General features: G+C 57.9%; 20 protein-coding genes. 8 read left to right on the top strand and 12 right to left on the bottom strand.

The genetic code is table 11. The annotated features are described in order from the left end of the window. Nucleotides 1–59 precede the first annotated feature (59 nt). From Q6A51_RS03445 to Q6A51_RS03435, 3 genes are all read right to left on the bottom strand, one after another. Nucleotides 60–1,553, bottom strand: coding sequence for a YifB family Mg chelatase-like AAA ATPase (locus Q6A51_RS03445; protein WP_304574137.1), 1,494 nt, complete (start codon nt 1,551–1,553; stop codon nt 60–62). Between the two features lie 201 nt (nt 1,554–1,754). Continuing rightward, complete coding sequence (locus tag Q6A51_RS03440) at nt 1,755–2,429, bottom strand: hypothetical protein (RefSeq protein WP_304574136.1); 675 nt, start codon at nt 2,427–2,429, stop codon at nt 1,755–1,757. A gap of 22 nt (nt 2,430–2,451) precedes the next feature. After that, nucleotides 2,452–2,655, bottom strand: coding sequence for a hypothetical protein (locus Q6A51_RS03435; protein WP_201019449.1), 204 nt, complete (start codon nt 2,653–2,655; stop codon nt 2,452–2,454). Between the two features lie 434 nt (nt 2,656–3,089). Here Q6A51_RS03435 and Q6A51_RS03430 point away from each other — a divergent pair, with 434 nt between their 5' ends. Next, nucleotides 3,090–3,632 carry a hypothetical protein gene (locus Q6A51_RS03430; protein WP_201001079.1) on the top strand — a complete coding sequence of 181 codons (543 nt, stop codon included), beginning with the start codon at nt 3,090–3,092 and terminating at the stop codon, nt 3,630–3,632. A gap of 26 nt (nt 3,633–3,658) precedes the next feature. On the opposite strand, the gene Q6A51_RS03425 is transcribed toward Q6A51_RS03430, so the two are convergent. Then, a complete protein-coding gene (locus tag Q6A51_RS03425) occupies nt 3,659–4,633 on the bottom strand; it encodes a hypothetical protein (protein WP_304574135.1) in 975 nt (324 codons plus the stop codon). 25 nt (nt 4,634–4,658) lie between these two features. Then, nucleotides 4,659–4,925: an accessory factor UbiK family protein gene (locus tag Q6A51_RS03420; protein WP_201019446.1), complete on the bottom strand. Its 267-nt coding sequence runs from the start codon at nt 4,923–4,925 to the stop codon at nt 4,659–4,661. Between the two features lie 421 nt (nt 4,926–5,346). Here Q6A51_RS03420 and glnK point away from each other — a divergent pair, with 421 nt between their 5' ends. The 4 genes from glnK to sutA all read left to right on the top strand — a co-directional run bounded on the left by glnK (nt 5,347) and on the right by sutA (nt 8,157). Beyond that, a complete protein-coding gene (gene glnK, locus Q6A51_RS03415) occupies nt 5,347–5,685 on the top strand; it encodes a P-II family nitrogen regulator (RefSeq protein WP_002555808.1) in 339 nt (112 codons plus the stop codon). A gap of 33 nt (nt 5,686–5,718) precedes the next feature. After that, the gene (locus Q6A51_RS03410) at nt 5,719–7,056 is read left to right on the top strand and encodes an ammonium transporter (protein WP_198729352.1); all 1,338 of its coding nucleotides are present in this window, start codon (nt 5,719–5,721) and stop codon (nt 7,054–7,056) included. A 243-nt stretch (nt 7,057–7,299) separates the two neighbouring features. Further along, nucleotides 7,300–7,725, top strand: coding sequence for a secondary thiamine-phosphate synthase enzyme YjbQ (locus Q6A51_RS03405; protein WP_201001086.1), 426 nt, complete (start codon nt 7,300–7,302; stop codon nt 7,723–7,725). Nucleotides 7,726–7,824: 99 nt separating this feature from the next. Beyond that, a complete protein-coding gene (gene sutA, locus Q6A51_RS03400; RefSeq protein WP_025257954.1) occupies nt 7,825–8,157 on the top strand; it encodes a transcriptional regulator SutA in 333 nt (110 codons plus the stop codon). A gap of 231 nt (nt 8,158–8,388) precedes the next feature. Here sutA and Q6A51_RS03395 read toward each other — a convergent pair whose 3' ends face one another. Genes Q6A51_RS03395 through lptM form a run of 6 tightly spaced genes read right to left on the bottom strand, consistent with a single transcriptional unit; the run spans nt 8,389 to nt 12,971 of the window. After that, a complete protein-coding gene (locus Q6A51_RS03395) occupies nt 8,389–9,090 on the bottom strand; it encodes an HAD family hydrolase (protein WP_304574134.1) in 702 nt (233 codons plus the stop codon). Continuing rightward, nucleotides 9,083–9,982 carry a tyrosine recombinase XerC gene (gene xerC / locus Q6A51_RS03390; RefSeq protein ID WP_201001090.1) on the bottom strand — a complete coding sequence of 300 codons (900 nt, stop codon included), beginning with the start codon at nt 9,980–9,982 and terminating at the stop codon, nt 9,083–9,085. Before xerC ends, Q6A51_RS03395 begins: the two co-directional genes overlap by 8 nt. 2 nt (nt 9,983–9,984) lie before the next feature. Then, nucleotides 9,985–10,719 (bottom strand): DUF484 family protein, encoded by a 735-nt coding sequence (locus tag Q6A51_RS03385; RefSeq protein ID WP_201001092.1) that lies wholly within the window; start codon nt 10,717–10,719, stop codon nt 9,985–9,987. Nucleotides 10,720–10,732: 13 nt separating this feature from the next. Continuing rightward, on the bottom strand, nt 10,733–11,563 hold the full coding sequence (dapF, locus tag Q6A51_RS03380) for a diaminopimelate epimerase (protein WP_201019444.1): 831 nt from the start codon (nt 11,561–11,563) through the stop codon (nt 10,733–10,735). Nucleotides 11,564–11,567: 4 nt separating this feature from the next. Further along, the gene (gene lysA, locus Q6A51_RS03375) at nt 11,568–12,815 is read right to left on the bottom strand and encodes a diaminopimelate decarboxylase (protein ID WP_201019443.1); all 1,248 of its coding nucleotides are present in this window, start codon (nt 12,813–12,815) and stop codon (nt 11,568–11,570) included. A 9-nt stretch (nt 12,816–12,824) separates the two neighbouring features. Beyond that, nucleotides 12,825–12,971 carry an LPS translocon maturation chaperone LptM gene (gene lptM / locus Q6A51_RS03370; RefSeq protein WP_038399723.1) on the bottom strand — a complete coding sequence of 49 codons (147 nt, stop codon included), beginning with the start codon at nt 12,969–12,971 and terminating at the stop codon, nt 12,825–12,827. 217 nt (nt 12,972–13,188) lie between these two features. On the opposite strand from lptM, the gene cyaY reads away from it, so the two are divergent. The 3 genes from cyaY to rnk all read left to right on the top strand — a co-directional run bounded on the left by cyaY (nt 13,189) and on the right by rnk (nt 14,311). Further along, a complete protein-coding gene (gene cyaY / locus Q6A51_RS03365; protein WP_025257960.1) occupies nt 13,189–13,521 on the top strand; it encodes an iron donor protein CyaY in 333 nt (110 codons plus the stop codon). Between the two features lie 2 nt (nt 13,522–13,523). Further along, on the top strand, nt 13,524–13,766 hold the full coding sequence (locus Q6A51_RS03360; protein ID WP_201001100.1) for a DUF1289 domain-containing protein: 243 nt from the start codon (nt 13,524–13,526) through the stop codon (nt 13,764–13,766). A gap of 137 nt (nt 13,767–13,903) precedes the next feature. After that, nucleotides 13,904–14,311: a nucleoside diphosphate kinase regulator gene (rnk, locus tag Q6A51_RS03355; RefSeq protein ID WP_201001102.1), complete on the top strand. Its 408-nt coding sequence runs from the start codon at nt 13,904–13,906 to the stop codon at nt 14,309–14,311. Nucleotides 14,312–14,360: 49 nt separating this feature from the next. Here rnk and Q6A51_RS03350 read toward each other — a convergent pair whose 3' ends face one another. After that, nucleotides 14,361–17,213, bottom strand: a complete 2,853-nt coding sequence (locus Q6A51_RS03350) for a class I adenylate cyclase (RefSeq protein WP_201019442.1) — start codon at nt 17,211–17,213, stop codon at nt 14,361–14,363. Between the last annotated feature and the right edge of the window lie 153 nt (nt 17,214–17,366).

Below are 17,366 nucleotides of genomic sequence, written 5' to 3'. Positions count from 1 at the left end.
CCGAGCCGTGTAGGAGCGGATTTATCCGCGAAAAGATGTGACTGCCATAGAAACCGATCTCAATTACTCGCAGGCCGATACTGCAACGCTTCGGCCAGATGGCGACGATCAATCGCATCCACCTGCTCCAGATCCGCCAGGGTTCTCGCCACTTTCAGCAGCCGGTGCGCGGCCCGCAACGATAGGGTCAGCCGCTCACAGGCCGTTTCCAGCCAGGTTTCATCGGCCGCCGACAACTCACAATGCTCACGCAGTCCCGGTAGATCGAGGAAGGCATTGGCGCAGCCTTGGCGTCTTTGCTGGCGATCACGGGCTTTTGCAACCAGCGCGGCGGCACTGGCAGTGTCGTCGCCGGTCTGTGGTGCCGGGTTGAGGGCAGTGGCTTCGCGAGCGACAGTCAGGTGCAGATCGATCCGGTCCAGCAACGGCCCGGACAGCTTGTTGCGATAACGCTGGATCTGCTCGGTCGAACAGCGGCACCGTCCGGTGGGTTCACCCATATAACCGCACGGGCAAGGGTTCATGGCTGCGACCAGTTGAAAGCGTGCCGGGAACCGCACCCGATCCCGCGCCCGGGAAATCACGATATGGCCAGACTCCAGCGGCTCGCGCAAAACCTCCAGCACGCGGCGGTCGAATTCGGGTAATTCATCTAAAAATAAAACTCCGTGATGAGCCAATGTTATCTCGCCAGGTTGAGGGCGACTGCCACCGCCAACCAACGCAGGCCCTGACGCCGAGTGATGAGGTTGCCTGAAAGGCCGCTGTGGCCAACTGCTCAGCGGCACCTGACTGGCCACCGACTGAATCGCCGCCACCTCCAGCGCTTCGTACTCATCCAGCGGCGGCAACAGCCCCGGCAAGCGACTGGCCAGCAAGGTTTTGCCCGTGCCCGGCGGGCCACTGAAAAGCAGGTTGTGCGCCCCGGCCGCCGCCACCACCAAGGCGCGCTTGGCGGCGGTCTGGCCCTGAACTTCGCTCAAATCCGGGTAAGGCTTGGGCTGATGCAAAAGCCCGCTGCTCTGATAAGGCTGGATAGGCGTGCGCCCATTGAAATGCGCGACCAGCTCCAGCAAATGATTCACCGCAATGACCCGCAACCCCGAAGCCAGACACGCTTCTTCAGCATTCGCCGCCGGAATGATCAGCGTGCGCTCTGCCGCCCGAGCCGCCAGCGCAGCAGGCAACACCCCCTGAACCGGCCGAATCGCCCCCGACAATGCCAGCTCGCCCAGACACTCCACATCCTGCAACGCCAGCAACGGCAACTGCCCGCTTGCACCCAGCAACCCCAGCGCAATGGCCAGATCAAAGCGGCCACCGTCTTTCGGCAAATCAGCCGGAGCGAGATTGAGCGTGATCCGCCGCGCCGGAAAATCCAGCCCCGAATTGAGAATGGCACTGCGCACCCTATCCTTGCTTTCCTTGACCGCGCCTTCCGGCAAACCGACCAGCGTCAGGGTTGGCAAGCCGTTAGCCAGATGGGCTTCGACCGTAACGGCAGGTGCTTCCACACCAACCTGGGCGCGGCTGTGGACGATGGCGAGAGACATGATCTTCCTTGATGACGAGAGCCGCTTCCTGCGGTGTGTTGAAGGATAGACAGGTTTTTTGGGGGGCTAGAAGGGAACTTCTACTGTTTGTGTCGGGGGAGTAGGTTTTCCTGGGCGTGTTTTTCATGAGTGGTAATTGAGCAAGCGTCAACGCTCCACGCTTAGGCTCGCCCAAAACCTGTCATTCTACACGTAGCGGTTCTATGGCTTTGCTACCTCAGCCGGCGCTGGGGGGTGTTGCAGTGCAATAGTCGGCTCGGCTAATGGTTTATGGTAACCCAGCATTGCGTAGATCATGGCCACAGTGCAGACGAGCAGCGTAGCTCCCATCATGAAATAGTTACGCACCTCTCGATTGGTCTTGGTCAACTGCCTTACTAGATCATCGCGGTTGTCTTCAAGCTCCTCGTACGTAATGCGAAGATTTTCGAGGTGCGCTGAGCATTCTTCATAGTAGTCAGCTCGTTTCTGCTTTTCTTCCTTGGATTTAGAGAGCAGCTTCTGCGCAGCTTTGATTCGTTTACGGAGGTCCGAGTAGTGCGGAATGACATCCTTGATGGCTACACCTGCGAAGTCATTTTGGAATTTCTTGATCAGCTCTAATTGGTTGATGATCCCCGCTTCTACGGCATCATAGATGGCTCGTTTACAGTGATTTTCAGCTTTGCTTAGCTGCGTTTCAGGAGCTTCCCCGGTTCCTGCCAAATACTGGGCCATGTGATAGCCAGCGTAGCGCAGCTCATTTATCGCGGGAATGGACAGCTCGCCATTGAGGTTTTCGACCAGCTTGATCTTGTTCTCGGCGAGTTGGAATAGGCGCACCAATTCATGGGCGTGTGCGCGCTGATCCAACTCCTGCACATCAGGAAGGGACAAGTTTGTCACGATGTAAGCTTTCTCAGAACGAATGGAGAGCGAGCTGGCGCTTGCGAGCTTCGAGTTTGTCTGCCGTCATGTATCGGCCGCGCTGCAGATTCACATTGCCCCGAGCATAGGAACGAACAATTTTATGCGCCACGACAGCATCTGCTTCAATAGAGCGCTTCTCGGGTATGGGGGCAAAGGTAGGGAGCAAAGCCCTAAGTAGCATCTTGAACCACATTCTATGATCCTTCCTTTGAATAATTCGGCTGACGCTCCTCAATGAGCGTAGTCAGAGTGACATTTTGGAATTAATGATATCATTTTGATATTGAGAAATCCAAAAAACGCCCTTATTGTAGGGATGATTTTCATCGAACTCCATCTCCAACTGATTTTTGGCAAAACTATTGCAAATACATCTGTATAGCTTTGCCTCATCACGCCAATCATCCGCCCTTAAAAGGCAATCGCACAATCATAGATGAGATTGACAGCGGTCGGTTCCATTTCTGGACCACGCCAGCAGAAGATCCTCTGCATGTGCTGAGCCCGGCGCGCGGTAGAAGCCGTGTAATCACGATAGCATTTACTCCCCCCGTAAATTCTTCTGAACACCCAGCCCCCACACAGGTCACTCTCCATTCAAGGCAACCCGCATGGAGACCACCGCTCTTGCCAAGAATTCTGACCTCCCAAACCACAGACACAACCTCCAACGCCACCGAACACGATGCCAAGATGTTCGGCTCCCCCAAGGACCGTCTGGATTTCTACCGAAAGGAGATCCAGTACGAAACCACCATTCTGGCCAACCGAACGGATGCCTATCTGACTGCGCAATCCTTTCTTGTGATCGCTTTCGCTTCCTGCATGGCCAATCTCAATCCGGAGTGGGGCAAGCTGTTCACGATGTTTGTGCCGCCGTTTCTGGCGTTGTTGGGGGCGTTGAGTTCGTTGAATGCCTGGCCGGGGATTCGTGCGGCTTACGACATCATCGATCATTGGCATTACAAGCAAAGCGAGTTGCTGCGCAGTGAGCCGATCATGGGCATCGCGTATGACGAATCGCCGCTGTTCAATGAGCATGAGTCTACGCATAAGGGGTATCGCAAGGCGTTGCTGTTTTCGATGCGTACGCCCTGGATTTTTGCAGTTTTCTGGATTCTGCTCGGTAGTTGGGCAGTCTTTATTCAGGTGGTGGGTTTTGCCGGATAGCTTTGATCAAACCCTTGCCCTGACTTTCAAAACCAATCGGGGAAGTATTGCTCGTAGTTTCTTTTGCGTGGCGACCGGTCACCCGGTTTCAGTCTGGCGCGCCATTCGCGATAGGCGATATTCAGGCGTGAACGCCTGAGAAACTCTTGCAGGTCACGCTGGCTCTTCTCTTCTGTTTCCTTGAAAAAAAGGGCTTCCTGGGCATCCTGCTTTTCTCTTTCACGAGGCCAGTTTCGTTCTACGTGATCAATCCATTCACGCAGAATGAAGCTATCAGCTCTTTGCACCACGAAGTGGACCTTGGGTGTGTCGCTGGTCACTTCTCCGCCATCCTGTTCCAGTGCTTCTTTTACAAAGCCGACGAGGCCATAACGTTCGGTGTCCGACCAGAACACCGGCCCTCCGCTCATGCCACTCAGCTTTGTAATGGGAGGTAGTGCGTCGAGATCGCTGTAAAAGGTAACGCTGTGATGCTTGCCATCAGCGCCATTGCCTTCTGCGATGGCTCTTACAAAACCCATGCTCAGATTGGTGTTGCCTGACTTGTCTGACACATCCCTTTTTTCGGCAGTCGGGAATCCTGTTGCCATGGCGTAAGGCAGGGGCCAGACAGGATCATGTTCCGGGATCACGAATGGCCGTTTACCGATACTCAGGACATAAGCTTCGATGATTGGAGTTATAGCGACATCGGGCTGATTATTCGCGAAGTCCAGCGGCGCAGATATAAATGGGCCTTTGATCGTCAGCCCCTTGTTTACCGGGCAGAAGTAACGAAGGGGTTGATAGCTCTCGGCTGCCTTGCGAGCAAGAGAATCCACTACATGCTTGGCAGTGACGGCGTAGCACTTATTGCCATAGCGAATAAATGTGACCGTTCCCGTCAGGTCGTCTGGCTGGGGAAGGAAGCCACGATGCCCGAATTCCAGCCTGTGCAGCGCCAGGGTCGCTGAATGAGCCTTGGCGCCGTCAAGGTCATCGTGAAATTGAAACGTTGCCATGCATCCCTTCTTATCGCTCCAGACGTCAGTCGTCCCGGCCGCTGGCCCCGATCTTTTCTTCCATCTGCGCCACCTTCGCCTCCAGCGCCTCAAGACGAGCCCGTGTGCGGGCAAGGACGGCCATCTGGCTGTCGAACTCTTCGCGGCTGACCAGATCCAGTTTGCTGAAGCCGCTTTGCAGCAGGGCCTTGAACTGGGTCTCGAATTCGTTGCGTGGCAGTGGGGTTTCGCCGTTGAACAGGCGGGAGGCGTGGCCGCTCAGGGCGTCGAGGAAAGCTTTGGGCGCGAGCATGATGTTTTTCCTGAATCAGATGGGCGGCAGTGTAGCACGCAGCGTCTATAGTCATTTTCAGTGCATTGGCGATGCACAGTTATTGAGCGTCGGGGCGTGCACGAGTGCACTGTAGTTGTGCGTTGTTCGGTGGCCGATAGGGTTTTCACGGCTGAAAAAGTGCTCAAGGCCCTGTATTTGATGAATATTCAGGAGATGGCAAGCTTTCTGCTTAATGGCTTGTGACCCATGCACTGATGCAGTCGCTGTGACGAATGCAGTGCGGCAGGCGGAGCGGGGATGTGTTTCGTCAGAAGCGGTTTTCTGGAGTTGGTCTGGCCTTTAACCGGCGGCCGACACGTTACAAAGCCAGGCACTGCGCTTAGACTTGAGTCGGGTTTGTTTTCCTGGGGCAAGTCCACCAATTCGGGAGAAAGTTTTCATGAAGCTAGTCACTGCCATCATCAAGCCGTTCAAGTTGGACGACGTGCGCGAGTCGCTGTCCGAAATCGGCGTGCAGGGCATCACTGTTACCGAGGTAAAAGGTTTCGGTCGCCAAAAGGGACACACCGAGCTGTATCGCGGTGCTGAATACGTAGTCGACTTCCTTCCAAAAGTGAAGATCGACGTCGCTATCGATGACAAGGATCTGGATCGTGTCATCGAGGCCATCACCAAGGCTGCCAACACCGGCAAGATCGGGGACGGCAAAATTTTTGTTGTGAATCTGGAACAGGCTATACGCATCCGTACCGGCGAAACCGATACCGACGCCATTTAAGCCGCCAAACCCCACGCCCCAGGAGTAAACAATATGACTCTGCGTCAATTCGCAGGGCTAGGAGCCCTGTTGTCCCTCGTAACCCCTGGCCTTGCCATGGCGGCAGACGAAGTGGCAGCCCCTGTTCTCAACTCAGGTGACACAGCCTGGATGCTGACAGCTACCGCTCTGGTACTGTTCATGACCATTCCGGGTCTTGCCTTGTTCTACGGCGGCATGGTCCGCTCCAAAAACATTCTTTCCGTGATGATGCAGTGCTTCGCTATCACTGGTCTGATCAGCATCCTGTGGGTCGTTTACGGCTACAGCCTTGCGTTCGACACTACTGGTATGGAAGCTGGCGTCGTCAACTTCAACTCCTTCTTCGGCGGTCTGGGCAAGGCGTTCCTGGCGGGCATCACGCCTTCCAGCATCACCGGTTCTGCGGCCCTGTTCCCTGAAGCAGTGTTCGTCACCTTCCAGATGACCTTCGCCATCATCACTCCGGCCCTGATTGTCGGTGCTTTCGCAGAACGCATGAAGTTCTCCGCGATGCTGATCTTCATGGGCATCTGGTTCACTCTGGTCTACGCACCAATCGCCCACATGGTCTGGGGTGGTGTCGGTGGCCTGATGTGGGACTGGGGCGTTCTGGACTTCGCAGGCGGCACCGTCGTTCACATCAACGCTGGTGTGGCTGGTCTGGTTGCCTGTCTGGTACTGGGCAAGCGTAAAGGTTTCCCGACCACTCCGATGGCTCCGCACAACCTGGGTTACACCCTGATCGGCGCAGCCATGCTGTGGATCGGTTGGTTCGGTTTCAACGCCGGTTCCGCTGCTGCTGCAAACGGCACTGCCGGTATGGCCATGCTGGTTACCCAGATCGCTACCGCTGCTGCTGCTCTGGGCTGGATGTTCGCCGAGTGGCTGACTCACGGCAAGCCAAGCGCCCTGGGTATCGCTTCGGGCGTGGTTGCCGGTCTGGTTGCCATCACTCCGGCTGCCGGTACCGCAGGCCCGATGGGTGCCCTGATCATCGGTCTGGCGTCTGGCGTGATCTGCTTCTTCTGCGCCACCAGCCTGAAACGCAAGCTGGGCTACGATGACTCCCTGGATGCATTCGGCGTTCACGGTGTCGGCGGTATCGTCGGTGCGATCCTGACCGGTGTGTTCGCTGCTCCTGCACTGGGCGGTTTCGGTACTGTGACCGACATCGGCGCTCAAGTCTGGATTCAGTTCAAGGGCGTAGCCTTCACCGTCATCTACACCGCAATCGTGACCTACATCATCCTCAAGGTGCTGGACGTTGTCATCGGTCTGCGTGTGACCGACGAAGAAGAGTCCGTGGGTCTGGACCTTGCGCAACACAACGAGCGTGGCTACAACTTGTAATCAGCCGTAGTTGCAGAAAAATGCCCGGTCTCACCGGGCATTTTTTTTATCCGGACTTTGTGAACCATCCGCGCATTACAGCTTCCATTGTCTGTGTCGTTAGCGATGATTACGGCTTATCGGTATAGCGGTTGTAATGCTGTCACGGGGATGATCGTTAACTTGCGGGAGCGGCTTGTTTATTGCGCGCTTTGCTTTTTTCTCAGTCGAGTTAGAATGCGCGCCGAACGTGCGGAGAACGGTATGTGGCATCAATCCAGAATCACCCTCCGGGCAAGGCCTCGCGGGTTTCATCTGGTGACGGACGAGATACTGGCAGGCTTGCCTGAGCTGCGTGGTTGTCGAGTCGGATTGCTGCATTTGTGGCTGCAACATACCTCGGCCTCGTTGACCGTCAACGAGAATGCCGACCCGGCGGTACGTCGTGATTTCGAGCGCTTTTTCAGCCGTCTGGTCCCAGAGGGTACTGACGGATATGAACATAACGACGAAGGTCCTGACGATTTGCCGGCGCATTTCAAGGCCAGTTTGTTAGGCTGCCAGTTGGTTTTACCGGTAACGGCTGGGCGATTGGCGTTGGGCACCTGGCAAGGTGTTTATTTGGGTGAGCATCGAGAGGTTGGCGGTGCTCGCAATGTTCTTGCAACCCTTCAGGGTGAATGGACATGACCACTGTTTTCAGTGGTTGTTGAATTTTTTCCGACAGCCTTCGATTTTTGAGGCTGTTGGGCTATAACTAATCTGCTTTCGCAAGTCATGAGGTAGAACATGAGCGACGACGACAACGATAACGACGATCTGGTAGACGATCTGGAAGGTGAGGAAGACGGCGAGGAGCTTGCTGCTGCTCCTGAAGACGACGCTGCCGACTCTGATGATGGTGCTGAAGTCTCGGCTACACCTGCCAAGGGCAAGTCCAAGGCTGCTGTTTCGGTCGATGAGCTGCCCAGCGTAGAAGCCAAGAACAAAGAGCGTGATGCTCTGGCCCGTGCGATGGAAGAATTCCTCGCTCGTGGTGGCAAGGTGCAGGAAGTGGAGGCCAATGTGGTCGCCGATCCGCCCAAGAAGCCAGACAACAAATACGGTAGCCGCCCTATCTAAGGGGGCAATGACTGTATGAGAAAAAGCCCGCTGTCGCTGCGGGCTTTTTCTTGGGCGATGCTTTTGCAGGGGCGATCAGTCAGGGCATATGTGTACTTGTGGGAGGGGCCTTGGCCGCGACGACCTGCTGACAGGCAACATATTTTCAGCGCCTGAAACTATGCTGTCGCGGCCAAGGCCCCTCCCACTGATTGTGAGTCTAGCCATCAGACTTTTGAAAGCAGCCTCTTATCAGCATTGCCCCTGCAGGCGTTTCAGGATCTCGGGTAGCTGGTTCAGATTGCTGATCTCGGCATCCGGTCTTTTCTCGGACTCCCAGACCTTGCCTTGCGGGTTGTACCAGATGGCTCGCAGACCGGCGCGCTGCGCGCCTTCTATATCGTCGCTGGGGTGGTCGCCGATATGGACGGCGTTGCTGGCGTCGCTGTTGCCACGTTTGAGCGCTTCCAGAAACGGCGCGGGATCGGGTTTGCCGATGCCCAGGTCTTCGGCGCATAGCGCGAAGGTGAAGTAGTCCGCCAGACCCAGGCGACGCACATCGGCATTGCCGTTGGTAATGACGCCCAGGGTGAAGGTCTTGGCGAGGATTTCCAGGGTCGGTTGCACCTCTGGGAATATCTGCACCTGATGCCGGGCATGCAGGAACACTTCAAAACTCTTTTCGGCCAGGTCCTGTGCTTCGCAGGAGCCGTATCCTGCGTCTTGCAGGGCATGAAACAGTACCCGTCGTCTCAGGGCGCTGATGCGGTGCTTGAGGGTCGGCTCGGCTTCGACCAGGCGTGAGCGGATTTCCCACAAGTGTTCGATCGGCAATGGTCCGAGCCTGGGCGCATGCTCGCCCAGCCAGTTGCGCAGTACCGTTTCGGCACTGGCGATGGCCGGGGCCGTGTCCCATAACGTGTCATCGAGATCGAAAGTAATGAGCTTAATCATCGGCAGATCCTTTGCGTCTGGCGCGGGGGTGGGCGCTGTCGTACACGCTGGCCAGATGTTGAAAGTCCAGGTGGGTATAGATTTGTGTGGTCTTGATGTCGGCATGGCCGAGCAGTTCCTGCACGGCGCGCAGGTCCTGCGAGGACTCCAGCAGATGGCTCGCAAATGAGTGACGCAGCATGTGCGGGTGCAGGTTTTGTCCCAGTTCTCGTTCTCCGGCGGTCTTGACCCGCTTCTGGATCGCTCGTGGGCCAAGGCGTTTGCCTTGCTGGCTGACGAACACTGCGTCGTCCTGCGGGTTGGCCAGGGCGCGCAGGGGCAGCCAGGTTTCCAGTGCCTGACGGGCTTTGCTGCCCACCGGAAGCACGCGCGTCTTGCTGCCTTTGCCGAGCACCTGGACCAGTCCGTCGCTCAGGTCCAGCTGGTCGAGGTTCAGGCTCGTAAGCTCCGACAGTCGCAGCCCTGAGGAATACAGCAGTTCAAGGATGGCCTGATCACGATGAGCCAGAAAATCATCCTCGACTGCGCCATCGAGAAGTTGCGCTGTGCGGTCGGTGTCGAGGGTCTTGGGCAGTCGCCGCTCGCCTTTGGGAGGCGCAAGACCATTGGCGGGGTCGTGCTCGCACAGGCCTTCGCGGCACAGGTACTTATAGAGCCCGCGCACTGCCGACAGCATGCGCGCCAGGCTTCGTGAGGACTGGCCTTGCTGATGCTGGCGGGCAATGAAGCTGCGCAGGTGCTGGATATCCAGGTCCACCCAGCTTGAGATATTGGCTTTCTTGCTGAATTCGAGGACTTTGTTCAAGTCGCGCCGGTAGGCTTCCAGCGTATGGGGCGACACCTGACGCTCACTGCGCAGGTGAGTGCAGTAGGCGTCCAGATGCTGTTCCATGCCTAGCGAACCGAGCGTAGCGAGTGAGTGAAGCGTGGCAGCAAGCGGCTCAGCACGTCAGCGATATAGCTGAGGAACAGGGTGCCGACCGAGCTTTTATAGTGCTGTGGGTCGCGGCTGCCGATGGCGAGTACACCGTGCAGGCCCAGATGATTCAGGGTCACGATTGCGGTGGAGCCCACTTCCTTGCTTTGTTCGTCGCCGAACAGGAAGGTCAGTTCATGCTCGCGCAATGCGCCGCACACTGTTTTCTCGCCAATCAGGCCGCCAATGGCTTTCTGTGCGTCGGCACTGCTTACCCAACGGCCGACCGGCATGGGGTTGTCACTGAACAGGACAAGGCTGACAAAAGGCACCTTGAACTCCTGACGCAGGCTGTCTTCCACCGCAATGATGAGTTCATCCAGGCTGGTGGCGTCCATCATGGCGAGGTTGAGGCGCCGGGTTTTCTCGAACAGACGATCGTTGTCGCGGGCAACATCCATCAACTGCGAGAGTCGATGACGCATTTCGATATTGCGTTCACGCAGCAATTTGAGCTGACGCTCGACCAGCGAGACAGTATCGCCGCGCTGGTGAGGGATACGCATCGACACCAGTAACTCGTCGTGTTCGGCGAAGAAGTCCGGTTGTTTGAGCAGGAAAGCGATAACCGCCTCTGCTTCAAGGTTTGGCACTGCGCTATCGGCAGGCGATTCGCTGGTGTTGCTGGTTGAAGCCGGAGGCTGATCGGTCATCGCATTTGCTCACTCATAGACGAACTTGGCCTTCGTAAACCCGTACTGCCGGGCCAGTCATCATGACAGGATGCCCAGGGCCTGCCCACTCGATGGACAAGCGCCCGCCGGGCAAGTCGATCAACAGAGGTGAATCCATCCATCCCTGGCTGATGGCTGCGACGGCCGCAGCGCAAGCGCCGGTGCCGCAGGCCTGGGTTTCCCCTGCGCCGCGCTCCCAGACGCGCAGTTGCGCACGCTGGCGATCGATGACGTGAAGAAAGCCCACATTGACCCGTGCCGGGAAGCGCGGGTGATGTTCGATCTTCGGACCCAGTTCATGCACCGGCGCACCGTTGATGTCGTCCACCCGCAGGACCGCATGGGGGTTGCCCATGGAAACAGCGGCCAGCTCGACGTTCTGCCCGTCGACATCAACGTCGTAGCTCAGCGCCTGGGCAGGAGCCGTGAACGGAATCTCTTGCGGGGTCAGGCGTGGCGGCCCCATGTCGACACTGATCTGCCCGTCGTTGCGGACATCCAGCTCGATGATGCCGCTCTTGGTCTCGACACGGATCTGGCGTTTGGCTGTCAGGCGCTTGTCCAGCACGAAGCGGGCGAAGCAGCGGGCACCGTTGCCGCACTGCTCCACTTCGGAGCCATCGGAGTTGAAGATCCGATAACGGAAATCCACGTCCGGATTGCTGGGCGCTTCGACGATCAGCAACTGGTCGAAACCGATGCCGGTGTGGCGGTCGCCCCATTGTTTGGCGTGCTTGGGCAAGATATGAGCGTGCTGACTCACCAGGTCCAGGACCATGAAGTCATTACCCAGCCCATGCATCTTGGTAAAACGCAGCAGCATGGGTTTACTCCGGCAGCAGGCTTTCGCCAGCGAACAGCTCGGTCACGGTTTCGCGACGGCGCACTTCAAAGGCTTGTGAACCATCGACCAACACTTCGGCAGTACGGCCGCGCGTGTTGTAGTTCGAGCTCATGACAAAACCATAGGCGCCGGCCGAGTGAACAGCCAGCAAATCGCCTTCAGCCAGAGCCAGTTCGCGGCTCTTGGCCAGAAAATCACCGGTTTCGCAGATCGGGCCGACGATGTCATAGGTACGTGCTGCGCCATCGCGTGGGCGCACGGCAGTGACATCCATCCAGGCCTGATACAGCGCCGGGCGAATCAGGTCGTTCATGGCCGCATCGACGATGGCGAAGTCCTTGTGCTCGGTGTGCTTGAGGTACTCGACCTGAGTCAGCAACACGCCCGCATTGGCCACGATGAAGCGGCCCGGCTCGAACATCAGCCCCAGGTCACGCCCGGCAAGGCGCTCGCGCACGGCCTTGATGTAGTCAGCCGCCAGCGGTGGCTCTTCATCGCGATAACGAACGCCCAGGCCGCCGCCCAGGTCGATGTGACGCAAGTGAATGCCGCAGTCGCCAAGACGATCCACCAGATCGAGCAAGCGATCCAGTGCATCGATGAAGGGTTCCAGAGTGGTCAGTTGCGAGCCGATATGGCAGTCGACACCCAGCACTTCCAGGTTCGGCAACTGCGAGGCGCGAACGTAGACGTCTTCGGCGTCCGCGATGGCGATGCCGAACTTGTTCTCTTTGAGGCCCGTGGAAATGTACGGGTGAGTGCCTGCATCCACGTCCGGGTTGACGCGCAGGGAGATCGGCGCACGGACATTCAGCTCGGCAGCCACGACTTGCAGGCGTTCGAGTTCGTCAGTGGACTCGACGTTGAAGCAATGCACGCCGACTTCAAGGGCGCGGCGCATGTCGTCTCGGGTCTTGCCGACGCCGGAGAATACGATCTTTTCGGCTTTGCCACCGGCTGCCAGCACACGCTCCAGTTCGCCACGGGACACGATGTCGAAACCGGCGCCCAGACGCGCCAGGACATTGAGTACGCCCAGGTTGGAGTTGGCTTTTACGGCGAAGCACACCAGATGCGGCATGCCGCTCAGGGCGTCGGCGTAGGCACGGTATTGCGCTTCGATGTGAGCGCGGGAGTAGACATAGGTCGGCGTGCCGAAACGCTCGGCAATGGCAGACAATGCTACTCCTTCCGCGAACAGCTCACCGTCGCGGTAGTTGAAGGCGTCCATGTAATTCCCTTAAAGATGCTTGTGCGATTGCGATTTGGCTTGTTCGTCGGATGATTTGGTGTCATCAGGCAGGTAGAGCGGGCCTTTCTGGCCGCACGCAGTGACAAGACAAGCGACCGCGACGAGCGCAGCAAGCGAAGAGATCAGGCGCTTCATGGCGAAATCCTTTGTAAAAGCATTAATTGCGCCCGAGTATACCGGCCACCCGGCGGCTTGCCTATGCAGGTGCCCACCCGTCCGGCGGGCCTTTGACGTTATCGTTACATATGAGCTGCTGCAGGGCGCGTCTGGCGGGTATGTTTTGCATTTGCCGTGCGGCGTCCGTATCTTGCGACCCTGTGCCATAAGCAGATATTTTTTCGAGGTTCCCGTAATGAGTTTGACCGAAGCCCGCTTTCACGATCTGGTGGATGCTACCCAGCAAGCGCTGGAAGACATTTTCGACGAGAGCGATCTGGACCTGGACCTTGAAAACTCTGCTGGCGTACTGACCGTAAAGTTCGAGAACGGCACTCAGCTCATTTTCAGCCGCCAGGAGCCATTGCGTCAGCTCTGGCTGGCAGCGCGCTCGGGCGGCTTTCATTTTGACTACGACGAAGAAACCAGCCGTTGGGTGTGCGACAGCAGCGACGAGTTGCTGAGCGAGATGCTGGTACGCATCACTCAGGAGCAGGCTGGCGTCGAGCTGGATTTCGACGAGATCTGACCGTGACCGATAACACTGCACCCGCACGACCACCCAAGCCGCTGTACAGCAACGTCAGCCCGGCCGTGCCTTCGCCATGTGTCAGCCTGTGTCGGCTTGATGAGCAAAAAGTCTGTCTGGGCTGTTTTCGTCATGTAGAAGACATTCGTGAATGGCGTTCGGCCGATGACGAGCGCCGGCGTCAGATTCGCCTTGATGCCGATCAGCGCAGAGAGCTTGCCCAGGAAAACCGCATCGCGGGTTAACGCCCCGTCGGGTTGTGTATTTATTGGCTGATGTTAATGTCAGAACCTGCTTCTCTAGATAGAGGGGCTTGTCAAAACCCCGCCGTATCGGCGGGGTTTTGCTTTTGTTGCGCAGAAGAAAGGAGACTGCCTGAACCATGAACACCACACCTTCCATCATCCTCACCCGGCTCGATGTACAGCGCCTTGAGCGCCTTATCGATAGCCAGACGGTGTCCAGCCCCGGCATCGAGGCCTTGCAGGCCGAACTGGACCGCGCCGAACAGATCGTCGGTCACGATGAAGTGCCTGCCGGGTTGGTCACCATGAACTCGCGTGTGCATTGCCGTGAAGAGGGCAGTGGCAAGGATTATCACCTCAAGCTGGTCTACCCGCAGGACGCGGGTGCCGAAGGCACGGTTTCTGTACTGGCGCCCATAGGCTCGGCCCTGCTGGGCTTGCAGGTCGGCCAACACATCGACTGGCCCGCTCCGGGCGGCAAAACACTCAAACTCACCCTGCTGGCGGTGGAATATCAGCCGGAGGCGGCAGGGGAGTATTTGTAGGGGAAGCTGTAAGTTTTAAGCTGTAAGCCTCAAGCTTTTGACTTGCAGCTTACCTACTGCTCTTCTCCATTTCCTCATTCAGGGCCTTTTCCAGCTCTGCCTTGTGGCGCAGGAACAGGATGCTTTGCCCGTGGCCGTCATCCAGCAGGCCGGAGAGGTCGAGGTCGGTGATGTAGCAGCGGTAGCGTTGCGGTTCGCGGCGGCGTTCGAGGATCTGCTGGGCTACCACGGCAAACAGCTGGTCGCCATGTTCCAGTTCGGAAAACTCGCTGTTGTCGCAATACAGCGTGACGTTCATCTGGCCCGGTGAGGTCTCTTCGATAATCGCTTGCACGTCATAGAACGGCTTGTCTGCAGCGGTCGGCGCGGTGCGGGGTTCGATGCGCCGGGCGCGGCCTGCGCCGGACGGCAATACCTGGTAATAAAGCATGTCCAGCAAGACAGGTTCTGCCGGGTTATCCAGTGGCAGCGATGCGCCGCGCCGGTAAACCAGTGAATGGAAGAAGCGCTGCAAGGGCAGCAAAAGGCTCTGTTCGTCGTGATACGGCAAGCGCTGGTGCCAGAGCGCGTTGTGTTCGTCGAGCACATAGAGGTCGGCGTCCGGTTCGTTGACCCGATAGAACACCTGAATGCACTCCGGCTGCCCATAGGGCAGGATCAGCGCCAGGTCGTGATCGTCCAGGGCTTGCGGGTCCAGATGCAACGGGCTGTAGCGCGGTGACTCTTCGCCCAGATAATTGAACAGCCCTGACAGGCTGTTGACCACTACATGGCCCACTTGACCGGGAATCATCTTCAGTACGTGATACTGCTGCTGCACTTGAATCAGGTAGCGATGGTTCAGGCCTCTGGCGAGCAGCAACTGCGCGGTATTGATCAGTTCCTCGACCCGCTGCGCAATGGCCGGCGCACGGTTGTGGCAGAAACAGCGCACACGTATGCGCGGCTGGGCCTCGCCCTCGGGCAGATTGCTGAGCAGCTCGCTCATGCAGTCGAGCAAGGCGTAAGGCCCGTCGTAGCGGCTGACCAGTGTTTCGTTCCAGCTGTTGAGGGTGATCTGGTCCAGCGTCAGCACCAGATTCTCCCGCACGCCAGCATAACTGAGCGAGTCGGTACGCTCGGTCGTCATCAGGATATTCAGGTCACGATGGTGCCTGAGCGGATCGACGCCCACGTTCACCAGCAGGAGTATCTCGTTGGGCACACTGGGTTTGAGCAGGTGCTCGTCGCTGACTTCGTTCAGTGGCAAGGGGATTGTCTGTTGCAGGGCTCCCAGCAGGTTGAACAGTTCAAGCTCGCTCAGGTCGCTGGCGCCAGGGTGCAAGGCCAGGCGGGTGGTGGTGTCGATCACGCCGTTGCGATGGCACCAGGTCAGTAGTTCAAGCAATTCCCGGCTGCGCTTGATGGGCGAGAAGCTTTGCCATTCCTGTGCTCCAAGGTTGCCGTTGTACAAGGCCCACTGGTTTTTCCCCGGTTCGCGCTTGTTGGGGGCGTTTACCAGGGTCAGGGTGTCTTCCGCCAGATCGGGTGCGATGCCGGGGTTGATGAACTCGACCTTGCCTGCCTTGCGCTCGAACGCAGCATACAAGCGTCGGCCCAGCACGCTGACGTCACGGGCAGTAATGGCGTTTGGCGCGTTTTGCGTACGTGCGAACTGCACCAGGAAGCGATAGCTGTAATTCAGTTCGTTGACCAGTGACCGGCGTTCATGGGCCACCTGGCGGACTTTCCACTGGCTGCGGCTGTCGAGCAGCGCCAGTTGGCGCTCATCCCAGCCCCATTCCCTGGTCAGGCGTTCCAGCAGCAATCGCTGCCAGCTATTGCTGCGCTGACGGGCTGGCCCGGTGAGCTTCTTGTTGACCTTCAGATACAGGCTGCGACGTACCAGCTCCAGGCGTTCCGCTTCGTTGCGGGCCTGCAAGTGCTCTTCGATCCTCTGGTACACGACCATGTAGGGATCAAGTTCGTCCAGATCCAGCTGGTTGGCGAATACGGCCTGTTTGAAGCGCAGGCTCAGGCACTGAACGCTTGGGTGCTCGCTGGAGTAGACCTCGATCAGTAACAGCTTGAGGACGGACTTGTAGGGCGATTCGATGCCTTTGAACAGTTGCCAAAGCCCCGCGCCGATGAATTCCCCCGGTGGAATATGGGTCATGGGGCCAAGGTCGAGTACTTCGTCGGCGCGGATGAAGCGCTTGGACAGCAGCGTGTGGGTGTACTCGGCGTAGCGTTCTTCTTCATAGACCGGCACCAGCCACCACATGGGCGTGCGACCGGCGAGCCAGATGGCGGTGCGGTAGAACTCATCCAGCAGGAGATAGTGCTGGCTTGTGCCGCAATCGTCGGAACTGAGCTGGGTGTCGCGATCCCCGACCCGGAAACGTTGCGGGTCGATCAGAAAGAAGTGCGCTTCTGCACCCATGGACGCAGCCCAGGTTTCCAGCGCCTGGCACTTCTTGCGCAGTTCGGCGATGGCTTCTGGTGCAAGCTCCGAGTCGTGGCAGACCCAGACGTCCATATCGCTTTGCTCGGCCTGCGCCAGCGTTCCGAGGCTGCCCATCAGGAACAGGCCATGAATGGGCTGGGGCGGATTGCCGTGGCGGGCTTTATAGGAAAAGGAACGGGTCAGCCGCTGAGCTTCTGCCAGTGCCTGGGCATCGGGTTCGTAATGGGAAACGCCCGCTGGCGTGCTGCTGGAAACATAGCCCGGAAGCAAGGGGTGATTGACGTGAAAGCACAGGGGCAACAGCGTCAGGACACTCTGTTGACGAGTCGAGAGCCCTTCCATGGCGCGCGCATACCGCCCGTCATTGAGAGTCAGGAAGCGGTTACGTAACTGGCTGAGTACCTTGCGGTCGATACCCTCATCCAGGTCGGGACGAATTTCAAGATTTCGCGTCATCGCAACTCAAGCATCTGGCCTGCGCAGGCGTTGAAGTGGTCAGCAGATGGCGAAGAAGACTACAGCCGAGAGGATACATGAACGGTCGGGTTATTATTCTGGCGCCGGTTTTCTATCGGCGTACATTCCCATAAATGGAGGGCCTGCTGCACC

The organism is Pseudomonas serbiensis (genome assembly GCF_030580745.1).
Lineage (GTDB): Bacteria > Pseudomonadota > Gammaproteobacteria > Pseudomonadales > Pseudomonadaceae > Aquipseudomonas > Aquipseudomonas serbiensis.
The sequence above is the reverse complement of the archived record's forward strand: the minus strand, read 5'-3'. Positions and strand labels throughout refer to the sequence as shown.